The organism is Roseomonas sp. KE0001, from assembly GCF_016107285.1.
In the GTDB taxonomy this organism is placed as follows: domain Bacteria; phylum Pseudomonadota; class Alphaproteobacteria; order Acetobacterales; family Acetobacteraceae; genus Pseudoroseomonas.
On sequence record NZ_RCVQ01000005.1, the window covers coordinates 155,653 to 174,621 of the forward strand.

Annotated in this window: 18 protein-coding genes; 9 read left to right on the forward strand and 9 right to left on the reverse strand. The window is 71.9% G+C overall.

Features of this window, described 5'->3' with window-relative positions:
• Nucleotides 1–41: 41 nt before the first annotated feature.
• Complete coding sequence (locus D9598_RS11830) at nucleotides 42–1,028, reverse strand: LysR substrate-binding domain-containing protein (RefSeq protein ID WP_198366717.1); 987 nt, start codon at nucleotides 1,026–1,028, stop codon at nucleotides 42–44.
• A gap of 257 nt (nucleotides 1,029–1,285) precedes the next feature.
• On the opposite strand from D9598_RS11830, the gene D9598_RS11835 reads away from it, so the two are divergent.
• On the forward strand, nucleotides 1,286–2,299 hold the full coding sequence (locus D9598_RS11835) for a tripartite tricarboxylate transporter substrate binding protein (protein ID WP_198366718.1): 1,014 nt from the start codon (nucleotides 1,286–1,288) through the stop codon (nucleotides 2,297–2,299).
• Nucleotides 2,300–2,350: 51 nt separating this feature from the next.
• Here the strand turns inward: D9598_RS11835 and D9598_RS11840 are convergent, their stop codons facing one another.
• The gene (locus D9598_RS11840; RefSeq protein WP_198366719.1) at nucleotides 2,351–3,259 is read right to left on the reverse strand and encodes an ABC transporter ATP-binding protein; all 909 of its coding nucleotides are present in this window, start codon (nucleotides 3,257–3,259) and stop codon (nucleotides 2,351–2,353) included.
• Nucleotides 3,256–4,293: an ABC transporter ATP-binding protein gene (locus tag D9598_RS11845; RefSeq protein ID WP_198366720.1), complete on the reverse strand. Its 1,038-nt coding sequence runs from the start codon at nucleotides 4,291–4,293 to the stop codon at nucleotides 3,256–3,258. Before D9598_RS11845 ends, D9598_RS11840 begins: the two co-directional genes overlap by 4 nt.
• A 154-nt stretch (nucleotides 4,294–4,447) precedes the next feature.
• Between D9598_RS11845 and D9598_RS11850 the strand changes: the two genes are divergently transcribed.
• Nucleotides 4,448–5,446 carry an SIS domain-containing protein gene (locus tag D9598_RS11850; protein ID WP_198366721.1) on the forward strand — a complete coding sequence of 333 codons (999 nt, stop codon included), beginning with the start codon at nucleotides 4,448–4,450 and terminating at the stop codon, nucleotides 5,444–5,446.
• Between the two features lie 8 nt (nucleotides 5,447–5,454).
• On the opposite strand, the gene D9598_RS11855 is transcribed toward D9598_RS11850, so the two are convergent.
• Entirely contained in the window at nucleotides 5,455–5,631 is a 177-nt protein-coding gene (locus tag D9598_RS11855; RefSeq protein ID WP_198366722.1) for a hypothetical protein, read from the reverse strand.
• Nucleotides 5,632–5,943: 312 nt separating this feature from the next.
• On the opposite strand from D9598_RS11855, the gene D9598_RS11860 reads away from it, so the two are divergent.
• Nucleotides 5,944–9,477, forward strand: a complete 3,534-nt coding sequence (locus tag D9598_RS11860) for an indolepyruvate ferredoxin oxidoreductase family protein (RefSeq protein WP_198366723.1) — start codon at nucleotides 5,944–5,946, stop codon at nucleotides 9,475–9,477.
• 16 nt (nucleotides 9,478–9,493) lie between these two features.
• Here D9598_RS11860 and D9598_RS11865 read toward each other — a convergent pair whose 3' ends face one another.
• Complete coding sequence (locus D9598_RS11865; RefSeq protein WP_198366724.1) at nucleotides 9,494–10,804, reverse strand: O-acetylhomoserine aminocarboxypropyltransferase/cysteine synthase family protein; 1,311 nt, start codon at nucleotides 10,802–10,804, stop codon at nucleotides 9,494–9,496.
• Between the two features lie 237 nt (nucleotides 10,805–11,041).
• Between D9598_RS11865 and D9598_RS11870 the strand changes: the two genes are divergently transcribed.
• The 4 genes from D9598_RS11870 (at nucleotide 11,042) to D9598_RS21375 (ending at nucleotide 13,587) form a co-directional block, all read left to right on the forward strand.
• Nucleotides 11,042–11,992, forward strand: coding sequence for an aldo/keto reductase (locus D9598_RS11870; protein WP_198366725.1), 951 nt, complete (start codon nucleotides 11,042–11,044; stop codon nucleotides 11,990–11,992).
• Between the two features lie 114 nt (nucleotides 11,993–12,106).
• The gene (locus D9598_RS11875; protein ID WP_198366726.1) at nucleotides 12,107–13,006 is read left to right on the forward strand and encodes a LysR family transcriptional regulator; all 900 of its coding nucleotides are present in this window, start codon (nucleotides 12,107–12,109) and stop codon (nucleotides 13,004–13,006) included.
• A 78-nt stretch (nucleotides 13,007–13,084) separates the two neighbouring features.
• Nucleotides 13,085–13,288, forward strand: a complete 204-nt coding sequence (locus tag D9598_RS11880; RefSeq protein ID WP_198366727.1) for a hypothetical protein — start codon at nucleotides 13,085–13,087, stop codon at nucleotides 13,286–13,288.
• Between the two features lie 176 nt (nucleotides 13,289–13,464).
• Nucleotides 13,465–13,587 carry a hypothetical protein gene (locus tag D9598_RS21375; RefSeq protein ID WP_255528740.1) on the forward strand — a complete coding sequence of 41 codons (123 nt, stop codon included), beginning with the start codon at nucleotides 13,465–13,467 and terminating at the stop codon, nucleotides 13,585–13,587.
• Between the two features lie 7 nt (nucleotides 13,588–13,594).
• Here D9598_RS21375 and D9598_RS11885 read toward each other — a convergent pair whose 3' ends face one another.
• The 4 genes from D9598_RS11885 to D9598_RS11900 are packed head-to-tail and all read right to left on the reverse strand — an operon-like array spanning nucleotide 13,595 to nucleotide 17,156.
• Nucleotides 13,595–14,452 (reverse strand): metal ABC transporter permease, encoded by an 858-nt coding sequence (locus D9598_RS11885; RefSeq protein WP_198366728.1) that lies wholly within the window; start codon nucleotides 14,450–14,452, stop codon nucleotides 13,595–13,597.
• Nucleotides 14,452–15,315 carry a metal ABC transporter permease gene (locus D9598_RS11890; protein WP_198366729.1) on the reverse strand — a complete coding sequence of 288 codons (864 nt, stop codon included), beginning with the start codon at nucleotides 15,313–15,315 and terminating at the stop codon, nucleotides 14,452–14,454. Before D9598_RS11890 ends, D9598_RS11885 begins: the two co-directional genes overlap by 1 nt.
• The gene (locus D9598_RS11895) at nucleotides 15,308–16,249 is read right to left on the reverse strand and encodes a metal ABC transporter ATP-binding protein (protein WP_370592004.1); all 942 of its coding nucleotides are present in this window, start codon (nucleotides 16,247–16,249) and stop codon (nucleotides 15,308–15,310) included. Before D9598_RS11895 ends, D9598_RS11890 begins: the two co-directional genes overlap by 8 nt.
• Complete coding sequence (locus D9598_RS11900; protein ID WP_198366731.1) at nucleotides 16,242–17,156, reverse strand: metal ABC transporter substrate-binding protein; 915 nt, start codon at nucleotides 17,154–17,156, stop codon at nucleotides 16,242–16,244. Before D9598_RS11900 ends, D9598_RS11895 begins: the two co-directional genes overlap by 8 nt.
• A 134-nt stretch (nucleotides 17,157–17,290) precedes the next feature.
• Between D9598_RS11900 and mntR the strand changes: the two genes are divergently transcribed.
• Both mntR and D9598_RS11910 read left to right on the forward strand, forming a co-directional pair.
• Nucleotides 17,291–17,776, forward strand: coding sequence for a manganese-binding transcriptional regulator MntR (mntR, locus tag D9598_RS11905; protein WP_198366732.1), 486 nt, complete (start codon nucleotides 17,291–17,293; stop codon nucleotides 17,774–17,776).
• A 112-nt stretch (nucleotides 17,777–17,888) separates the two neighbouring features.
• On the forward strand, nucleotides 17,889–18,968 hold the full coding sequence (locus tag D9598_RS11910) for a glycosyltransferase family 2 protein (RefSeq protein WP_198366733.1): 1,080 nt from the start codon (nucleotides 17,889–17,891) through the stop codon (nucleotides 18,966–18,968).
• Nucleotide 18,969 lies beyond the last annotated feature (1 nt).

The following is an 18,969-nucleotide window of genomic DNA, read 5'->3' on the forward strand; positions in this document are numbered from 1 at the left end:
GCCGACGAGGCATATCGTTCCAATCGGAACTTCGGGGCGATCTATGCCGGTTTCGGTATGTCTTCAAAGAGCAAAGCCTCCGCCATGGCGTGGAGGCTGTGCGCCGCCGGCGAGAGACGGTGGCCGCGCAGCCGGATCAACCCATAGGGCGGCACGCTCAGGCGGGGCGCCTCCCGCGGGGCGGGCAGGCGGCGGAACCGCCCGCGCGGCCCGAAGATGGCCGCGACCGAGGTGCTGACGGCACCGATGGCATCGCCCCGCGCCAGCGCCGCCAGGGCGACCAGGGCCGAGGCGGTGTTCAGCACCTGGCCCGGCGGCTCGAGCCCATGGCGCAGGAACAGCATCTCCACCTGCTGGCGCAGCAGGCTGCCGCGCGGTTCCAGCACCCAGGGGTAGGCCCGGAGATCGGCCAGGGCCGGGGTGCCTCCCGCCAGCAGCGGATGCTCCTCCCGCACCAGGAAGCAGATCTCCTCCTCCCCCACCTCGCGATACTCCAGCCCGGCCGCGTCCTGCCCCGCGGGCAGGCGCGCCAGGATGAAGTCCAGCCGGCCGGCGCGCAGCCGCTCGACCAGGACCGGGCTGGTGTCCACCTCCGCGCTCACCCGGATGCCGGGCGCCTCGCGCCGTGCCTGCTCTACCAGCCGCACCAGCGCATCCACCGCCGGCATGGTGACGGCGCCGATGGCCACCGTGCCGCCCGAGCCGCCGCGCAGGCCGTTCAGCTCCGCCGCCGCCGCCTCCAGCTCGACCAGCACGGCGCGGGCGCGCCGCAGCAGCACCTCGCCCAGCGCGTTGGGCTCCACCCCGCGCGGCCGGCGCTCGACCACCGGAGCGCCGATCATCGCCTCGATCTCCGCCAGCAGGCGCGAGGCGGCGGGCTGGGTCAGGCCGAGGCGGCGGGCGGCGCGGTTGAGGTTGCGGTCCTCGTCCAGGGCGGTGAGCAGCTGCAGGTGGCGCAGCTTGAGGCGGGTGCGGGAGAACCAGTCCGGCGCCAGGGGGCGAGGCGCCCCGGCGGGGGAAGCGGCCATGGCAGGGATATCCGATTCGGTATGTCGGGCGCCGATGATTGCGCTTTACTAGCATCCCGCCCGCCCCCTAACCATACCGCGACAAGAACAGTTCCGCAGCAAGCGGACCGGGCCCGAGGCGGTCCGTGGAGGAAAGCCGGTCCACTGCCCGCCCCCGAGCGGCGCGCCGTGCCATGCCGCCGCCCCGCCCCGATCCCGGCGTCACACCCGCCCCCGTTCCCGCGAGGGCGGCTCCACGGACCCGGAAAGACCCACGGATGACGTTCCAGAACGACGCCCTGCCCCCGCTCCGCCGCCGCGGGCTGCTCGCCGCCGGCCTCGGCGCCGCCGCCGGTGGCCTCGCCATGCCGCACCTGGCCCTGGCCCAGTCCTGGCCGACCCGGCCGGTGACGCTGGTGGTCGGCTTCCCGCCCGGCGGCCAGACCGACTTCGCCGCCCGCGTCATCCAGCAGGGCATGTCGCAGGCGCTCGGCCAGCCGGTGGTGATCGACAACAAGGGCGGCGCCGGCGGCAATATCGGCACCGAGGCGGTGCTGCGGGCGCGGCCGGACGGCTACACGATCCTGGCGGCCAATTCGAGCTCCATGGCCATCAACCCGCACACCTTCCCGGGCATGACCATCGATCCGCTGGAGCTGGTCTCGGTGGGGCTGGCGCTGCAAAGCTCGCTGATCCTGTGCCTGCACCCCTCGGTTCCGGCGAGGACGGTCGCGGACTTCACCGCCTGGGTGAAGGCGCAGCCCAAGGGTGTCGATTACGGCACGGCGGCGGCGGGAAGCATGTCGCACTGCGCGATGGAGCTGTTCCGCACCCGCATCGGCAATCCGCAGATGGAGAGCGTGCCCTATCGCGGCAGCGGCCCGGCCATGCAGGACTTCATCGCCGGCCGCTTCAGCGCCCTCTTCGACGCCGCCTCGGTCGTGGCGCCCTTCGTCAAGGCCGGGCAGGTGCGCGGGCTGATGGTGACGGGGGAGCGGCGCGCGCCGGCCTTCCCGGATATCCCGACCGCCGCCGAGCAGGGCCTGAACGACTTCATCATCACCAGCTGGATCGGCCTCTCGGCGCCGAAGGGCACGCCGCCCGAGGTGGTGCAGCGGCTCAACGCGGCGATGAACGCAGCGCTGCAGGACGCCACGGTGCGGGAGCGCATCACCGGCCAGGGCGACGAGCCGGGCGGCGGCACGGCGGCGGAGTTCGATGCCCGCGTGAAGGCCGACCACAAGCGCTGGGGCGAGGTGGCGCGGGCGGCGAATATCCGCGCCGACGCCTGATGGCCGGGCGGACCGGAGAAAGGTCATCCTCTCTCCGGCCGCCCGCCCGCCTCACACCAGGGCGAAATGCCCCGCCGACACCTCGCGGAGCTCCGCCTCGGGCGGCGGCGGCGAAGGCTCGTAGGGCAGGCGCCGGCGGGCCGCCTCGCGGTCCGGGTCCGGGATCGGCGCCGCCGAGATCAGGGCGCGGGTATAGGGATGGGTCGGGTTGGCGAAGACCTCGGCGGTCGGTCCCATCTCGACGATACGGCCGCGCAGCATCACCGCCACCCGGTGGCAGAGATAGCGCACCATGCCGAGGTCATGGGCGATGAACAGATAGGCCATGCCCATCTCCTCCTGCAGATCGAGGAAGAGGTTGATGATCTGCGCCTGGATCGAGACGTCGAGCGCGGTGATCGGCTCGTCCGCCACGATCAGCTTCGGGCCGAGCGCGATGGCGCGGGCGATGCCGATGCGCTGCCGCTGACCGCCGGAGAACTGGTGGGGGAAGCGGTCCATGAAGCGCGGGTCGAGGCCGACACGCCGGAAGAGCTCCGCCACACGGTCGCGCTGCTCGGCGCCGCCCCGCACCACCCCATGCACGCGCAGGGGCTCGCCGACGCTCTCTCCCACCCGCATGCGCGGATTGAGCGAGGAGTAGGGGTCCTGGAACACCACCTGCAGCTTCTTGCGCACCTTGATGAGCTGGTGCGTCTTCAGGCCGGTGATGTCCTCGCCCTCGAAGACGATACGGCCGGCGGTGGGCTTCTCCAGCCGCAGCACCAGGCGGCCCGTCGTGCTCTTGCCCGAGCCGGATTCGCCGACCAGGCCCAGCGTCTCGCCCGGCGCCACGGTGAAGCTGATGCCGTCCACCGCCTTCACCGTGTGGGTCGGGCGGCCCCAGAGGTTGTGCGCGGTGTCGAAGTGCCGGGTCAGGCCCTCGACCGCCAGGATCGGCTTGGGGGCAATCGCGTTCATGCGGCCTTCTCCCGTTGGGCGCGGAGGTCGTACCAGGCGGCGACGAGATGGCCGGGCACCGCGCCCGGCGCCTGCACCAGCGGGGGCACCTCGGTCAGGCAGCGCTTGGTCGCGAAGGGGTTGCGTGGCGCGAAGGGATCGCCCACCGGCGGCTGGAAGAGATCCGGCGGCTGGCCGGGGATCTGGTAGAGGCGCTGGCGTTCCGTCGCCACCACGGCGACGCGCTCGCCCTCGGCCGCGATCGGCATCTCGTGGTCGGGCAGGGAGCGCAGCAGGCCCCAGGTATAGGCGCTGCGCGTGTCGTTGAAGACGGCGCGGACCGGGCCGCGCTCCTGCACGCGGCCGCCATACATGACCTGCACCGTGTCGGCGATGCCGGCGACCACGCCCATGTCGTGCGTGATCCAGATCATCGCCATGCCGAGCTTCTTCTTCAGGTCGCGCATCAGGTCGAGCACCTGGCCCTGCACCGTCACGTCGAGCGCGGTGGTCGGCTCATCGGCGATCAGCAGCTTGGGCTCGCAGGCGATGCCGATGGCGATCATGGCGCGCTGCCGCATGCCACCCGAGAACTGGTGCGGATACTGCGTCACGCGCTTGCGCGGCTCGGGGATGCCGACCAGGTCGAGCAGCGCGACGGCGCGTTCCAGGGCCTGACGCCGGGACATCAGCCCGTGCGTCACCAGCGCCTCGGTGATCTGCGTGCCCACGGTCAGCACCGGGTTCAGCGAGGTCATCGGGTCCTGGAAGATGATGCCGATCTCGCGCCCGCGCAGCTTGCGCAGCTCGCGCTCCGAGAGGGTCAGCAGCTCGCGCCCGTCGAAGCGCACGCTGCCGCCGGCGATGCGGCCGGGAGGCTTCGGGATGAGGCCCAGCATGGCCAGGACATGCACGCTCTTGCCGCTGCCGCTCTCGCCGACGACGCCGAGGGTCTCGCCCGCCTCCAGGTCGTAGCTGACGCCATTCACCGCATGGACGGTGCCTTCCCCGGTGTCGAAGCGGACGGTGAGATCCCTGACCTCCAGCAGCGCCATGGGCGAGGACTCCTTGCCTGGAAATTATGAGAATGATTCTTAGTGTCATTCTCATCGCCAGGCAACATGCCAGCTCCGCCCTCCCCGTCTGTACCCACTGTCGGCATTTCTGCTATGGCAGCCGGCCCCGCCCCTGCATGAGGACCGCGACAGGATGACCCTGGCCACCCCCGCCGCCGGAACCGCCCTCTCGGCGGCCCGCCGTACCGTGGAGCTGGAGATCGAGGGGCTCGCCGCGCTGCGCGCCGCACTCGGCCAGGAAGGGGCGGCGGCGCTGGGCAGCCGGCTGGACGAGGCCACCCGGCTGATCCTGGCCGCCGAGGGCCGCGTCGTCCTGACCGGCATGGGTAAGTCCGGCCATGTGGGGCGCAAGATCGCCGCCACCCTCGCCTCCACCGGCACGCCGGCCTATTTCGTGCACCCGGGCGAGGCCAGCCACGGCGATCTCGGCATCATCCGCAACGAGGATGTGGTGATCGCCCTGTCCTGGTCGGGCGAGGCGCCGGAGCTGTCGGATATCGTCGCCTACACGCGCCGCTTCGGGGTGAAGCTCATCGCCATCACCTCCTCCGCCCACAGCGCGCTGGGCAGCGCGGCGGATGTGGCGCTGATCCTGCCGGTGATGCCGGAGGCCTGCCCCAACGGCCTGGCGCCGACCACCTCCACCACCATGCAGATGGCGATCGGCGACGCCCTGGCCGTGGCCCTGCTGTCGCTGCGCGGCTTCACCGCGACGGATTTCCGCCAGTTCCATCCGGGCGGCAAGCTGGGCTCGCAGCTTCGCAAGCTGCGCGACATGATGCATGGCGGCAGCAGCGTGCCGCTGGTGCCGGACGATGCCAGCCTCTCCCAGGCCATCGTCGAGATGACCGGCAAGCGCTTCGGCATCACCGGCGTGGTGGACAAGGCCGGCCGCCTGATCGGCGTGGTGACCGATGGCGACGTCCGCCGCGCCTTCGAGGCCGCCTTCGTGGACCGCCCGGTGCGGGAGGTAATGACGCCCAGCCCCCGCACCGTGGCGCCCGACCTGCTGGCGCAGGAGGCGCTGGCACTGATGAACCGGCTGCGGATCACCAGCCTTTTCGTCATGGAAGGCGACAGGCCGGCCGGCATCATCCACCTGCATGACCTGCTGCGCAGCGGCGTGGCCTGAGCCGCCCCTCAGTCGCCGGATTTGCCCTTGGGGGGGATGACCGCGGCCGCCTGACCTTCGGTCTCGTTCTTGTAGGCCTCTTCCGGGCGCCGCTTCGGCGCCTTGGGGTCGGTCTGGTCCTCGTTCGGGTCGTGCGGGCCGACATTGTCCGGCCGGGCCGTGTTGTAGCGGGGATTGTTGGCCATGATGCTCCTTCCACCCGGCGAGACACCGGGCGTCCGCTCGATTCAACGCCGCAGCGCGACGGCCGTTCCAGATCGACCGCGCCGGCGTATGGCAGCAGGATTTTCCGTGTTGCAGCGCAATATCGGATGATCATTCCGAGGATACGCCCTCCTTCGGGGGATGATTCCCCTGCCAGGGTGGTTCCCGTATGGTTTCGGAAGCCTCTTCCGCCGCCGCCCCGTTATGCTGCGGCATAGGCCAGGCGGGGCGACAGACCCTCCGGCCCCGCCGCCAGCCTCGCCTTCCGGCGGCCGACAGGGAAGGTCCGACGAATGCCCGACATGCCCCTGCGGCGGGCCGAGGCCACGCCGCTGCTCTACCTCCCCGGAATCCAGGCCCTGGCCCGCCTGCCGCTGCTGCAGCGGCGGCGCGATGCCGCCGCCGGGCTGAACACGGCGGGCTTCGTCTCCGGCTATCGCGGCTCGCCCCTCGGCGGGCTGGATCAGGCGCTCTGGAAGGAGGCCGAGGCCCTGGCGGCCGAGCGGATCACCTTCCAGCCCGGCCTGAACGAGGATCTCGCGGCCACCGCCGTCTGGGGGTCGCAGCAGGTCGGGCTCTTTCCGGACGCGCGGCATGACGGCGTCTTCGCCCTCTGGTACGGCAAGGGGCCGGGCGCCGACCGCAGCATGGACGTGTTCAAGCACGCCAACGCCGCCGGCACGGCGCGCCATGGCGGCGTGCTGGCGGTGGTCGGCGACGATCACGGCGCGAAGTCCTCGACCCTGCCGCATCAGAGCGACCATATCTTCGCCGCGGCCATGATCCCGGTGCTGAACCCCTCGGGCGTGCAGGAGCTGATCGAGTTCGGCCTGCATGGCTGGGCCATGTCGCGCTGGTCGGGCTGCTGGGTGGCGATGAAGGCGGTGGCCGATACGGTCGAGACCTCGGCCGCCGTGCGCCTCGACCCGATGGCGGTCGAGACACTCTTCCCCGGCGACTTCGCCCTGCCGCCGGACGGGCTCAACATCCGCTGGCCCGACACGCCGATGGCGCAGGAGATGCGGCTGCAGCGCTACAAGGCCTATGCCGCCATGGCCTATGCCCGGCTGAACGGGCTGAACCGCGTGGTGCTCGACAGCCCCCGCGCCCGTCTCGGCATCGCCAGCACCGGCAAGTCCTACCTCGACGTGCGCCAGGCGCTGGAGCTGCTGGGCCTCGATGACGGCGCGGCCGCCGCGGCCGGCATCCGCCTGTTCAAGGTCGGCATGCCCTGGCCGCTCGATGCCGAGGGGACGCGGCATTTCGCCGAGGGGCTGGAGGAGATCCTGGTCGTCGAGGAGAAGCGCCAGCTCATCGAGTATCAGCTTAAGGAGCAGCTCTACAACTGGCGGCAGGACGTGCGGCCGCGCGTCGTCGGCAAGTTCAACGACCAGGGCGAATGGGACCTGCCGGTGCATGACTGGCAGCTCCCCGCCGCCGGCGAGCTTTCCGCCGGGCTCGTCGCCCGCGTCATCGCCCGCCGCCTGCTGCGGATGCGCGAGGATGCCGGGCTGCGCGCGGCGCTGGCGCGGCTGGAGGCGCAGGACGCCCCGCCCCCCGCCGCGGCGGCGCAGCGCCTGCCGCATTACTGCCCCGGCTGCCCGCACAACAGCTCGACCCGTGTGCCCGAGGGCAGCCGCGCTTTGGCCGGCATCGGCTGCCACTACATGGCGCTCTGGATGAACCCCGAGCAGACCCAGACCTTCAGCCAGATGGGCGGCGAGGGCGTGGCCTGGATCGGACAGGCGCCCTTCACCGGGACGCGGCATGTCTTCGCCAATCTGGGCGACGGGACCTATGCGCATTCCGGCATCTTGGCGATCCGCCAGGCGGTCGCCGCCCGCGTCAACATCACCTACAAGATCCTCTACAACGATGCCGTGGCGATGACCGGCGGCCAGCCTGTCGAGGGCCAACCCAGCGTGGCACGGATCGCCCGGCAGGTGGCGGCGGAAGGGGTGGCGCGCGTCGTCGTGCTGGCCGAGCAGCCGGAGCGCCATGCCGGCTCGGACCTGCCGGCCGGCATCCCCGTCCTGCACCGGCGGGAGCTGGACCGGGTGCAGCGTGAGCTGCGCGAGACCCCGGGCACCACGGTGCTGATCTTCGACCAGACCTGCGCGGCCGAGAAGCGCCGCCGCCGCAAGCGCGGCCTGCTGCCCGACCCGGCGCGGCGCGTCTTCATCAACGACCGCGTCTGCGAGGGTTGTGGCGATTGCAGCGCCAAGTCCAACTGCCTCGCCGTGGTGCCGGTGGAGACCGAGTTCGGCCGCAAGCGGGCCATCGACCAGTCGGCCTGCAACAAGGACTTCTCCTGCCTGGAGGGCTTCTGCCCGAGCTTCGTCACCATCGAGGGCGGTCGGCCCCGGCCGCGCCCCGCCGCGCTCCAGGCGCCCGATGCCGGGCTGCCCGAACCCGCCCTGCCGTCCCTGGACCGGCCCTATGGCATCCTTGTCACCGGCATCGGCGGCACCGGCGTCATCACCATCGGCGCGCTGATCGGCACGGCGGCCGCGCTGGAGGGCAAGGCCGCGACGGCGCTCGACATGGCCGGGCTGGCGCAGAAGGGCGGGCCGGTCTGGTCGCACCTGCGCCTGGCCGCGCGGCAGGAGCAGCTGCATGCCTCCCGCATCGCCGCCGGCGAGGCGCGGCTGGTGCTGGGCTGCGATCTGGTGGTGACCGCAGCGCCGGACAGCCTGCTGAAGATGCGGTCGGGCCACACCCGCGCCGTGGTCAACGCGCATGAGCAGGCGACCAGCGACATGGTGCGCGGCTTCGCCGCCCAGGCGCGCAGCGGCGATGCCGCCGGCCAGCCCGACCCGCGCCTGCCCGCCGCCGAGATGGAGCGGCGCATCGCCGCCGCCTGCGGCCCGGGCGGCGCCAGCTTCCTGGCGGCGACGCCCCTGGCCACCGGCCTGCTCGGCGAGGCCATCGCCACCAACCTCTTCCTGCTCGGCTATGCCTGGCAGCAGGGCCTGCTGCCGGTGGGCGGGGAGGCGCTGCGCCAGGCCATCCGCATGAATGGCGCGGCGGTGGAGATGAACCTCGCCGCCTTCGCCTGGGGCCGCCGCGCCGCGCTGGACCTGGCCGCCGTCCGGCAGGCGGCCGGCCCCGGCGCCACCCCGCCGGCCCTGGAGCGGGGCCTGGAGGAGATCGTGGCCCGCCGCGTCGCCGACCTCACCGCCTATCAGGATGCCGCCTATGCCGCGCGCTACGCCGCCCTGGTGGAGCGGGCGCGCCGCGCGGAGGCGGAACGCGCCCCGGGGCTCGGCGGCTTCGCCGAGGCCGTGGCGCGCAACCTCTACAAACTCATGGCCTACAAGGACGAATACGAGGTGGCCCGCCTGCACACGGCGGAGGGCTTCCTCGAACGGGTGCGGGAGGGCTTCGAGGGCGAGGCGCGGCCGGTCTTCCATCTCGCCCCGCCCCTGCTCTCCCGGCGCGATCCGCGCACGGGCGAGCCACGCAAGCGCGCCTTCGGCCCCTGGATCCTGCCCGTGCTGCGGGGGCTGGCGCGCGCCCGCCGGCTGCGCGGAGGCTGGCTCGACCCCTTCGGGCACACGGCCGAGCGCCGCCGCGACCGGGCGCTGCTCCGGGAATACGAGGCCACCATCGCCGGGCTCTGCGCCCGGTTGAACCCGGCCTGCCATGCCGTGGCGGTGGAGCTGGCCGCCATCCCGCAGCTTATCCGGGGCTATGGGCCGGTGCGCGAGCGGCACCTGATCCAGGCGCGGCGGCGGGAGGCGGAACTGCGCGCGCGGCTGGAGGCGCCGGTCACGGCCCCGCCGCAGCACGCCCCGCCGGAACACGCCCCGCCGGAACACGCCTGAAGCGGGGCGCGTGCCCTCACCCCAGCCCGGCCGCCTCCAGCGCCTGGCGCAGGTCGCCCAGGATGTCGTCCGGATGCTCCAGCCCGACCGAGAGGCGCACATAGCCCGGCGTCACGCCCGTCGCCCGCTGCTCGGCCTCGGAGAGCTGCGAATGCGTGGTGCTGGCCGGATGGATGGCGAGGCTGCGGGCATCGCCGATATTGGCCACATGGTGGAACAGGCGCAGCGCGTCGATGAAGCGCCGCCCGGCCTCCGCTCCGCCGGCCAGCTCGAAGCCCAGCAGCCCGCCATGGCCGCGCCGGAGATAGGCCTCGGTGCGCGCCGCCGCCACACCCTTGTGATGCGCCGGATGGATCACCCGCGTCACCTCCGGCCGCCCGGCCAGGAACTCCGCCACCAGGCTGGCATTGCGGCTGTGCTCGCGGATGCGCAGGGGCAGGGTCTCGATGCCCTGCAGGATCAGGAAGGCGTTGAAGGGGCTGAGCGCCGGGCCGAGATCGCGCAGCAGGGTGGTGCGCGCCTTCAGGATATAGGCGATGGGGCCGAGCGGCCTGGCCGCCTCCACCCATTGCGCGCCGTGATAGGAGGGGTCGGGCCGGTGCAGCGCCGGCTGCCGCGCCGGGTGCGCCGCCCAGTCGAAATTGCCGCCATCGACGACGATGCCGCCGATGCTGCTGCCGTGCCCGCCGATGAACTTGGTCAGCGAATGCACCACCACCGCCGCGCCATGCTCGAAGGGGCGGATCAGCAGCGGCGCGGCGGTGTTGTCCACGATCAGCGGAATGCCGAGCGGCCGGCCGATGGCCGCGACCTCGGCGATGGGGAAGACCTCCAGCTTCGGATTGGGCAGGGCCTCGGCGTAATAGGCACGCGTGCGGTCGTCCGTCGCGCGGTGGAAGCCCTCCGGATCGGCGGGATCGACGAAGCGGACCTCGATGCCCTGGTCCTTCAGCGTGTTGGCGAAGAGATTCCAGGTGCCGCCATAGAGATCGGTGGAGGCGACGATATTGTCCCCGGCCCTGGCCAGGTTCTGCACCGAGAGCGCCGAGGCCGCCTGGCCGGAGGCCAGGGCCAGCGCCGCCACGCCCCCTTCCAGCGCCGCGACCCGCTGCTCCAGCACGTCGGTCGTCGGATTGCCGATGCGGGTGTAGATATTGCCCAGCTCCTGCAGGGCGAAGAGCCGCGCCGCCTGGCCGGCATCGTCGAACTGGTAGGAGGTGGTCTGATAGATCGGCACGGCCACGGATTTGGTGGCCTCGTCCCGCCACCAGCCCGCATGCAGGGCCAGGGTCTCGGGGTGCCGGGTTTCCGGCTTCCGGTCGGTCATTCTTGTCTCCCCTCCTGGGCGCCCTGGCCCGGTGCGGCGCCATGCTTCCACTCCTTGCACGGCCAGGGAAGGTGTTTTCTGAGGTAGCACGATATCGTCCCGTTGATCGTCCGTTCGGTTGCCCTTGGGCCGCCCGGCGCGGCCGACGGCCCCGCCGCAGCCTGGACTTGCCGGCCCGCCGTCCCACATGCCGCAGGGTCTGGCGGAGGCTCCTCCGCCGAGCTGTGGAGAATGGACATGCAGAAACGCGCGCTGGGCCGCAGCGGCCTCGACATCGCCCCCCTCGTCTTCGGCGGCAATGTCTTCGGCTGGACCGTGGACGAGAAGACCTCCTTCGGGTTGCTGGATGGCTTCGTCGATGCCGGGCTGAACGCCATCGACACGGCCGATGTCTATTCCGCCTGGGCGCCCGGCAACCGCGGCGGCGAGTCCGAGACCATCATCGGCAACTGGCTGCGGGCCAATCCCGGCAAGCGCGACAAGGTGCTGCTGCTCACCAAGGTCGGCTCCGACATGGGGCAGGGCCACCGCGACCTGTCGCGCGGCTGGATCATCAAGGCGGTGGAGGATTCGCTGCGCCGGCTCAACACCGACCGGATCGACCTCTACCAGTCCCATTGGCCGGACCCGCGCACCCCCTATGAGGAGACGCTCGGCGCCTATGACGCGCTGCTGCGGCAAGGCAAGGTGCGTGCCATCGGCTGCTCCAACCTCGATGCCGGGCAGCTCGCCGAGGCCCTGGCCACGGCGCGCGACAAGGGCCTGCCGCGCTACGAGACGCTGCAGCCGCAGTACAACCTCTACGACCGCGAGGGCTTCGACGGCCCGCTGCGCGACCTCGCGCTGCGCGAGGGCCTGGGGGTCATCACCTATTACAGCCTCGCCTCCGGCTTCCTGTCCGGCAAGTACCGCTCGGAGGCGGATCTCGGGCAGAGCCAGCGTGGCCAGGGCATCACCAAGTATCTGAACCCCCGTGGCCTCGCCATCCTGGCGGCCCTGGACGAGGTGGCGGAGCGGCACGGCGCCAGGCCGGCCGAGGTGGCGCTCGCCTGGCTCATCGCGCGCGAGGGCGTGACGGCGCCGATCGCCAGCGCCACCAGCCGGACCCAGCTGGAAAGCCTGGTCAGGGCCGTATCGCTGACCCTGCGGCCGGAGGATATCGCACGGCTGGATCAGGCCAGCGCCTGAGGGCCCGACCTGCATCCCGGCTCCTCCCCCCTGCGCGGCTTCCCTGGGGGGGCTCCCTGGGGGGCTCCCTGGGGGGCTCCCTGGGGGCCGGGAAACCGCCTATAGCTGCTCGGGATGACCCTGCGGCAACTGGAGATCCTGCGCGCCGTCCTCCGCTTCCAGACCACCATGGCCGCGGCGCGGGTTCTCGGCATGTCGCAGCCCGCCGTCAGCGCGGCCCTGAAGCAGATGGAATCGCAGCTTGGCTTCGCCCTGTTCGAGCGCGTCAACAACCGCCTCTTTCCCACCGAGGCCGCGCGCATGCTGCAGCAGGAGGCGGAGCCGCTCTTCACCATCCACACGGCCCTGGAGCAGAAGCTGCAGGACCTGCGTGACGACACCATCACCCGGCTGCGCATTCTCAGCACGCCCCCGCTCGGGCACCACGCCCTGCCCCGCGCGCTCGATCTCTTCCTGCGGCACAATCCGCGGGTGCGGATCTTCTTCGATGTCCGCGATCTCGACGAGATCCAGCGGCAGATCGAGGCCGGCGCCACGGATCTCGGCTTCGGCCTGAGCCTGGAGCACCGGCCGGGGCTGACGGCGCAGCCGCTGCTGGAGGACCGCATGGTCTGCGTCTGCCGCCCCGAGCATCCCCTGGCGGCGCTGCCGGTGGTGCGGCCGGCGGATCTGGCCGCGCATCCCTTCATCGCGCTGGAGGCAGGGCGCCGCATGGGGGCGGCGGTGCGGCAGGCCTTCCTGGAGGCGCGACAGCCCTTTCTCTTCCGCGCCGAGGTCCGCTATGCCGACACCGCCTGCGCCCTGGCCGCGGCCGGGCTCGGCGCCTCGGTGGTGGACCCCTTCTCGCCCCGCCGGGCACCCCGCGAACTGGCGGTCCGGCCCTTCGAGCCGGCCATTCCCTCCATCGCCTACGCCTTCTGGTCCGGCCGCACCGAACTGCCACGGACCGCGCGGCGCTTTCTCGCCGAGACCACCGACGTCATCCGCCGCAGCCTGAATCAGGCGCAGGTCTGAACTGCCCCCGCTGGCCCTTGCCCGGCTCCGGCGGGCGGCACATCTTCCGTGGACAAGAACAAGGGATGGAGGAATTCCATGAGCATGAATGACAATCTTCGCGTGCTGAAGAGCAGCGCCCTGCAGGCTCGCCGCGACCATATCGCGCGTACCCTGGGCGGCGAGGCCGTGCCCTCCGCCAGCCACCGCCTGGCGGGCCTGCAGCGGATGCTGCCCCGGTTGGAGCAGGCGCTGAGCCTCACACCCCGAACCCGGAACGAGGAGGAGGCCGGCCCCCGCTGAGGCAGGCGGCCTGCAGCCCCGACCGACGGCCCCGGCCCTGCCGCGGGCCGTTTTTCTTTGTCTTCGGGCCGGACATGAAGAGCAGGGGTTCGCACAGCGGTTCTCCGCCGATCCCGGATCCTCACCCGGAAGCGGAACCCAGGCCCTACCGCGTCCCCGAACGGCTCAAGGCCGCCGTGGTGGTCGATCTCGGCTCCTTCGCACCGACCCGGCGGGCGATGGCGACCGGCGCCGGCACCGCCTTCGGCCTGGCGGAGGTGGTGCCGGGCGGGCTTCCGGGCGAGACGGCGGCGGGATAGCGCCCGCCTAGCGCGGCACCGCGGCGGCGCGGCGCCGCGCCCGGCGGGCGGCGAGCAGCCCGTGCCGGGGCGCCAGCAGCAGCGCCACGGCGAAGAGCAGCGAGAGCAGGCAGACGATGGCGCCGGCCGGCGAGACGTTGACATGGAAGCTGGCCGCCAACCCGCCCAGGACCGAGACCGCCGCGGCGGCCACGCTGATCGCCGCCATGCGGCCGAACCGGTCGGCCAGGAGATAGCCGATGCAGCCCGGCGTGATCAGCAGCGCCACCACCAGGATCACGCCCACCGCCTGCACCCCGGCCACGACCGCGGCCGAGAGCAGGGCCAGGAAGAGATAGCGCAGCGCCGTGGTGTTCAGCCCGATGCTGCGGGCATGGCCGGCATCGAAGCAGAAGAGGATCAGGTCCCGCCCCTTGAAGGCCAGCAGCAGCAGCGTCGCGCCGCCCACCAGCAGGGTCTGCCAGAAGTCCTCCGCCTCGATGCCCAGGATGTTGCCGAAGAGGATGTGCGTGACATGCGCCTCGGTGGTCAGGAAGGCGAGCAGCACCAGCCCGGCCGCGAACATGCCGGTGAAGACCACGCCGAGCGCCGTGTCCTCCTTCACCCGGCTGTGCGACTGCACGAAGCCCGCGCCCAGCGCGCAAGCCATGCCGGCGGCGAAGGCGCCGAGCGCCAGGGGCAGGCCGGCGGCCGAGGCGAGGACGACGCCCGGCAGCACGGCATGCGCGACGGCGTCGCCCAGCAGCGACCAGCCTTTCAGCACGATGTAGCAGGAGAGCAGGGCGCAGGCGGTGCCGACCAGCAGGCCGATGCCGAGCGCCTCCAGCATGAAGCCGTGCGCGAAGGGCGCGGTCAGGAGGTCCATCACCCGCCACCCTCCGCCAGGGCCGCCCGCCGCGCCCGGCGCCCGGCCAGCAGGCCGTGGCGCGGCGCCAGGAGCAGCGTCAGCAGGAAGAGCAGCGCCTGCAGGCTGACGATCAGCCCGCCCGTCGAGCCATCCAGGAAGTAGCTGGCATAGGCGCCGAGGAAGGCGGTGCCGGCGCCCATCCCGCCGGCCAGGGCCAGCATGCGGCCGAAGCGGTCGGTCAGCAGATAGGCCGTGGCGCCGGGCGCGACCAGCATGGCGATGACCAGCACCGCGCCGACCGCCACCATCGCCGCCACGGCCACCGCGGCGACCGAGCCCAGCAGCAGCACCTGCAGAAGCCGCGTGTCGAGCCCGATCGCCCGGGCCTGCACCGGGTCGAAGGCCCAGAGCACCAGGTCGCGCCCGCGCAGCGCCAGGACCAGCAGCACCCCGAGGGTGACCAGCAGCATCTGCGTCAGGTCGGCCGGGTCGATGCCGAGCACGTTGCCGAAGATGATGGTCTGCAGCCGGATGTTGCTCGGCCAGAGCGTCAGCAGCACCAGCCCGGCGCCGAAGAATGCGGTGAAGACGATGCCGATGGCGGCATCCTCGCGGATGCGGCTGTTGCGGCGGATGAAGCCCATGCACCACGCCGCCAGCAGGCCGGAGGCGAAGGCCCCGAGGGCGAAAGGCAGGCCGAGGATCCAGGCCAGCGCGACGCCGGGCACCACGGCGTGGGACAGCGCGTCGCCCAGCAGCGACCAGCCCTTGAGCGCCACGAAGCAGGAGAGCAGGCCGCAGACCAGCCCGACCAGCGCGCTGACCAGCATGGCGTTGCGCATGTACTCGTAGTCGAAGGGAACCAGCAGCGCCTCAGCCATGCGCCGGGACATCCAGCGGGGCCTCGACGGGCTGCAGCCGGCCGAGGATCTCGCCCCCCTCGCCGAGCACCAGCGTGCCGCCCTCCGGCTCGGCCAGCAGCGTCACCGCGCCGCCGCCGGTCCCCGCGGCCGTGCCCGCGCCGAAGGCCCTCGCCAGATTGGCCCGGGTGAAGACCGCCCCGGTCGGGCCGGCGGCCAGCACGGTGCCCTTGATCAGCGCCACCTCGTCACAGAGCTGCGGCACGCTGGCGAGGTCATGGGTGGAGACCAGAATGATCCGTCCCTCCTCCCGCAACTCCCGCAGCAGGGCCATGATCTGCTCCTGCGTGGTGACATCGACCCCGCCGAAGGGCTCGTCGAGCAGGATCAGCCGCCCGTCCTGCGCCAGGGCGCGGGCCAGGAAGACCCGCTTCTTCTGGCCGCCGGAAAGCTGGCCGATCTGCCGCCCGGCGAAATCCGCCATGCCGACGCGCTCCAGCGCCGCGCGCACCGCCGCGCGATCGGCGGCGGCGGGGATGCGGAGGCGGCTCATGTAGCCGTAGCGACCCATCATGACGACATCCCGCACCGAGACGGGGAAGGACCAGTCCACCTCCTCGTTCTGCGGCACGTAGGCGACCCAGTTGCGGCGCTGCGCCTCCCGCACCGCCAGCCTGCCGATGCGGACCGAGCCGGCCGCCGGCGTCACCATGCCCATGATGGCCTTGAAGAGCGTGGACTTGCCCGCGCCGTTGACGCCGAGCAGGCCGCAGATGGTGGGCCGCCGTAGCCGCAGATCGGCCGCACGCAGCGCCACATGGCCATTGGCGTAGGCCACGTCGAGCCCCTCCACGACCAGGTCGACAAGGCCCGGCGGCCCGCCCGGCGTGGCGCGGCGGCCCGACAGGGCCTGGCCAAGGCGCCGCCAGAGGCCGGCCGCCGGCGCCTCACTCACGGAAGCCGGCCAGGATGGCATTGGCGTTGAAGTCCAGCAGCCGCAGATAGGTCGGCGCCTCGCCGCCCGCATCGGTCAGGCTGTCCACGTGCAGCGTCCCGGCGAAGCGCGAGCCGGCCTCCCGCGCCACCTGCCGCATGGCGCGGTCGCTGACCGTGCTTTCGCAGAACAGCGCCGGGATGGCGTGCTGGCGAATGGTGTCCACGGCCCGGCGGATCTGCCGGGGCGTGCCCTCCTCCTCGGCGTTGATCGGCCAGAGATAGAGTTCCCGGAGGCCATAGTCGCGCGCCAGGTAGGAGAAGGCGCCCTCGCAGCTGACCAGCCAGCGCTGCGGCTCGGGGATCCGCGCCAAGCGCTCGCGGATCGGCGCGTCGAGGGCGCGGATCTCGGCGGTGTACCGGGCGGCATTGGCGGCATAGGTCGCGGCCCGGGCCGGATCGGCCGCCGACAGGGCCTTGCGGATGTTCTCGACATAGATCGCCGCATTGGCCGGCGACATCCAGGCATGCGGGTTGGGGCGGCCGCGATAGGGCCCCTCGGTGATGGCGATGGGCGCGACGCCTTCGCTGAGGGTGGCGGAAGGGACACCGTCCAGGCGCTGGAAGAAGCGCTCGAACCAGCGTTCCAGGCCCAGGCCGTTCCACAGCACCAGATCGGCCTTCTGCGCCTTCACCACGTCCTGCGGCGTCGGCTCATAGTCATGGATCTCGGCGCCGGGGCGGGTGATGGAGTCCACCACGGCCGCCTCGCCCGCCACGGCCTGAGCCATGTCCTGAAGGATGGTGAAGGTCGTGACCACCCGGAGCGGGCCGGCCTTCTCCGGCGTCTGGGCCGGAGCGGCGGTGGCCAGCAGGAGGTTCAGGCCGCAGGCCGCCAGCAGGGCGCGGCGATAGGGGGCAAGGGTCATTCAGGTCCTCTTGTGCCAGCGTCACCGATCTGATGCTGGATATTAAGCCTGTAGCTTCGGCTACAATCAACACTTATCTGATGCGATCTGCCGCGATTGCAACACCTTCGCCCCTGGGGCATCTTGCGGCTCCGATGACGCCGCCCGACACCAAGCTTCCCGAGGTCCGCCAGACGCCTCCCGACCGGCCCGCGGCGGCCGCCGACATGCCGGCGGAGGGCGACCAGGCGGCGCGCCACGCCTCCGCCCGCGCCGGCCGCGCCTCCGCGGTGCTGGAGGATTATGTCGAGCTGATCGATGACCTGCTCAGCGAGGACGGCGAGGCGCGGCCGACCGACCTGGCGCGGCGCCTCGGCGTCTCGCACGCGACCGCCATCAAGAGCATCAGCCGGCTGAAGAGCCTCGGCCTCGCCTATTCCAAGCCCTACCGCAGCGTTTTCCTGACCGAGGCCGGCCATGCGCTGGCCTGCAAGGTGCGGGCGCGGCATCGGGTCGTGGTCGATCTGCTGCAGGCCGTGGGCGTGCCGGCCGAGGTCGCCGAACGCGATGCCGAGGGCATCGAGCACCACGTCAGCGAGGAGACGCTCGCCGCCTTCGCCGCGTTCCTGCGAACCCGCTGAGGGCCCAAGACCATCGCGCGCTTGTCAATCGGCGGGCCGCGAACGGAATGGACGACAAAGGGGGGGCGCGGAACAATCGCCCCGCCCCCGCCGCCGAGAAGGAGATGCCAAGGTGACCGACACGCCGAAGCTGCCGCCGCCGCTTCCGCCGGAGGACGGGCGCCCCATCCCCGAGGACCCGCGGGAGATCCGCCTCTTCGCCAAGATTCGCAACGAGGCCGGCCGCCTTCCCGCTTTCCTCGACCACTACAGGAACCTCGGCGTCGGCCGCTTCCTCCTGATCGACAACGGGTCGGATGACGGCTCCGTCGACTTCCTGCGGCAGCAGCCGGATTGCCATCTCTTCGTCACGCAGCAGAAGATGTCCTCGGCACGCGCCGGAATGGATTGGATCGAGCCGCTGCTCAACCTCCATGGGATGGGACAGTGGTGCGTTGTCGTCGATGCCGATGAGCTGCTGATCTATGCCGGATGCGAGACGCGGCCTCTGCCGGACTTCTGCGCACGACTGGCGGCGCGGGAGGAGGAAGCCCTGCATGCCATGATGCTCGACATGTATCCGCGCGGCGCGGCCATCGCGGCGGATTACCGGCCAGGAATGTCTTTCCTCCAGGCCTGCCCCTACTTCGACCGCAGCGGCTACCGCATCAAGATGCTGCCGGATGGCGGGCGCCGCGTCATCGGCGGTCCGCGTCTGCGCGTCTTCTATCCCGACATGCTGGACTGGCGTCCGCCGGCCCGCATCGCGCGCGCCATCCGCTATCGCCTGGCCGATATGCCTGGCCTCCGCGGCATCCCTGCCATCCAGCGCCTGCGCCCGCCCTATCCGCCCCTGTTGAACAAGGTGCCCCTGGTGCGCTGGCGGCCTGGCCTGCGCTACGCCTCCGCCGGCCACTACCTGCATGGGGCCCGCATGTCCGCGGCGACGGCGGCCCTGCTGCACTTCAAGTTCCTGGGCGATTTCGAGCAGCGCGCCCGGGCCGAGCTGTCGCGCGGCGCCTATGAGAACGACGGCGCCGATTACCGGCGCTATGTCGAGGGGCTGCAGAAGAAGGGGGGCGTCGACTTCAGCAGCGCGGTATCGGAACGCTATGAATCCTCCGCGCAGCTGGTGCGTCTTGGCCTGATCCAGCCGCTGCCGGCTGCCGGCGACCAGCGGGCCGAGGCTCAGCCGGTACTGGCGGCGGACTGAG

Coding starts and splice junctions, on each gene's coding strand:
- D9598_RS11890 (WP_198366729.1), bottom strand. CDS start 15,315: ATGGCTGAGGCGCTGCTGGTTCCCTTCGACTACGAGTACATGCGCAAC.
- D9598_RS11835 (WP_198366718.1), top strand. CDS start 1,286: ATGACGTTCCAGAACGACGCCCTGCCCCCGCTCCGCCGCCGCGGGCTG.
- D9598_RS11855 (WP_198366722.1), bottom strand. CDS start 5,631: ATGGCCAACAATCCCCGCTACAACACGGCCCGGCCGGACAATGTCGGC.
- D9598_RS11870 (WP_198366725.1), top strand. CDS start 11,042: ATGCAGAAACGCGCGCTGGGCCGCAGCGGCCTCGACATCGCCCCCCTC.
- mntR (WP_198366732.1), top strand. CDS start 17,291: ATGACGCCGCCCGACACCAAGCTTCCCGAGGTCCGCCAGACGCCTCCC.
- D9598_RS11840 (WP_198366719.1), bottom strand. CDS start 3,259: ATGAACGCGATTGCCCCCAAGCCGATCCTGGCGGTCGAGGGCCTGACC.
- D9598_RS11900 (WP_198366731.1), bottom strand. CDS start 17,156: ATGACCCTTGCCCCCTATCGCCGCGCCCTGCTGGCGGCCTGCGGCCTG.
- D9598_RS11880 (WP_198366727.1), top strand. CDS start 13,085: ATGAGCATGAATGACAATCTTCGCGTGCTGAAGAGCAGCGCCCTGCAG.
- D9598_RS11845 (WP_198366720.1), bottom strand. CDS start 4,293: ATGGCGCTGCTGGAGGTCAGGGATCTCACCGTCCGCTTCGACACCGGG.
- D9598_RS11860 (WP_198366723.1), top strand. CDS start 5,944: ATGCCCGACATGCCCCTGCGGCGGGCCGAGGCCACGCCGCTGCTCTAC.
- D9598_RS11875 (WP_198366726.1), top strand. CDS start 12,107: ATGACCCTGCGGCAACTGGAGATCCTGCGCGCCGTCCTCCGCTTCCAG.
- D9598_RS11865 (WP_198366724.1), bottom strand. CDS start 10,804: ATGACCGACCGGAAGCCGGAAACCCGGCACCCCGAGACCCTGGCCCTG.
- D9598_RS11830 (WP_198366717.1), bottom strand. CDS start 1,028: ATGGCCGCTTCCCCCGCCGGGGCGCCTCGCCCCCTGGCGCCGGACTGG.
- D9598_RS11850 (WP_198366721.1), top strand. CDS start 4,448: ATGACCCTGGCCACCCCCGCCGCCGGAACCGCCCTCTCGGCGGCCCGC.
- D9598_RS11885 (WP_198366728.1), bottom strand. CDS start 14,452: ATGGACCTCCTGACCGCGCCCTTCGCGCACGGCTTCATGCTGGAGGCG.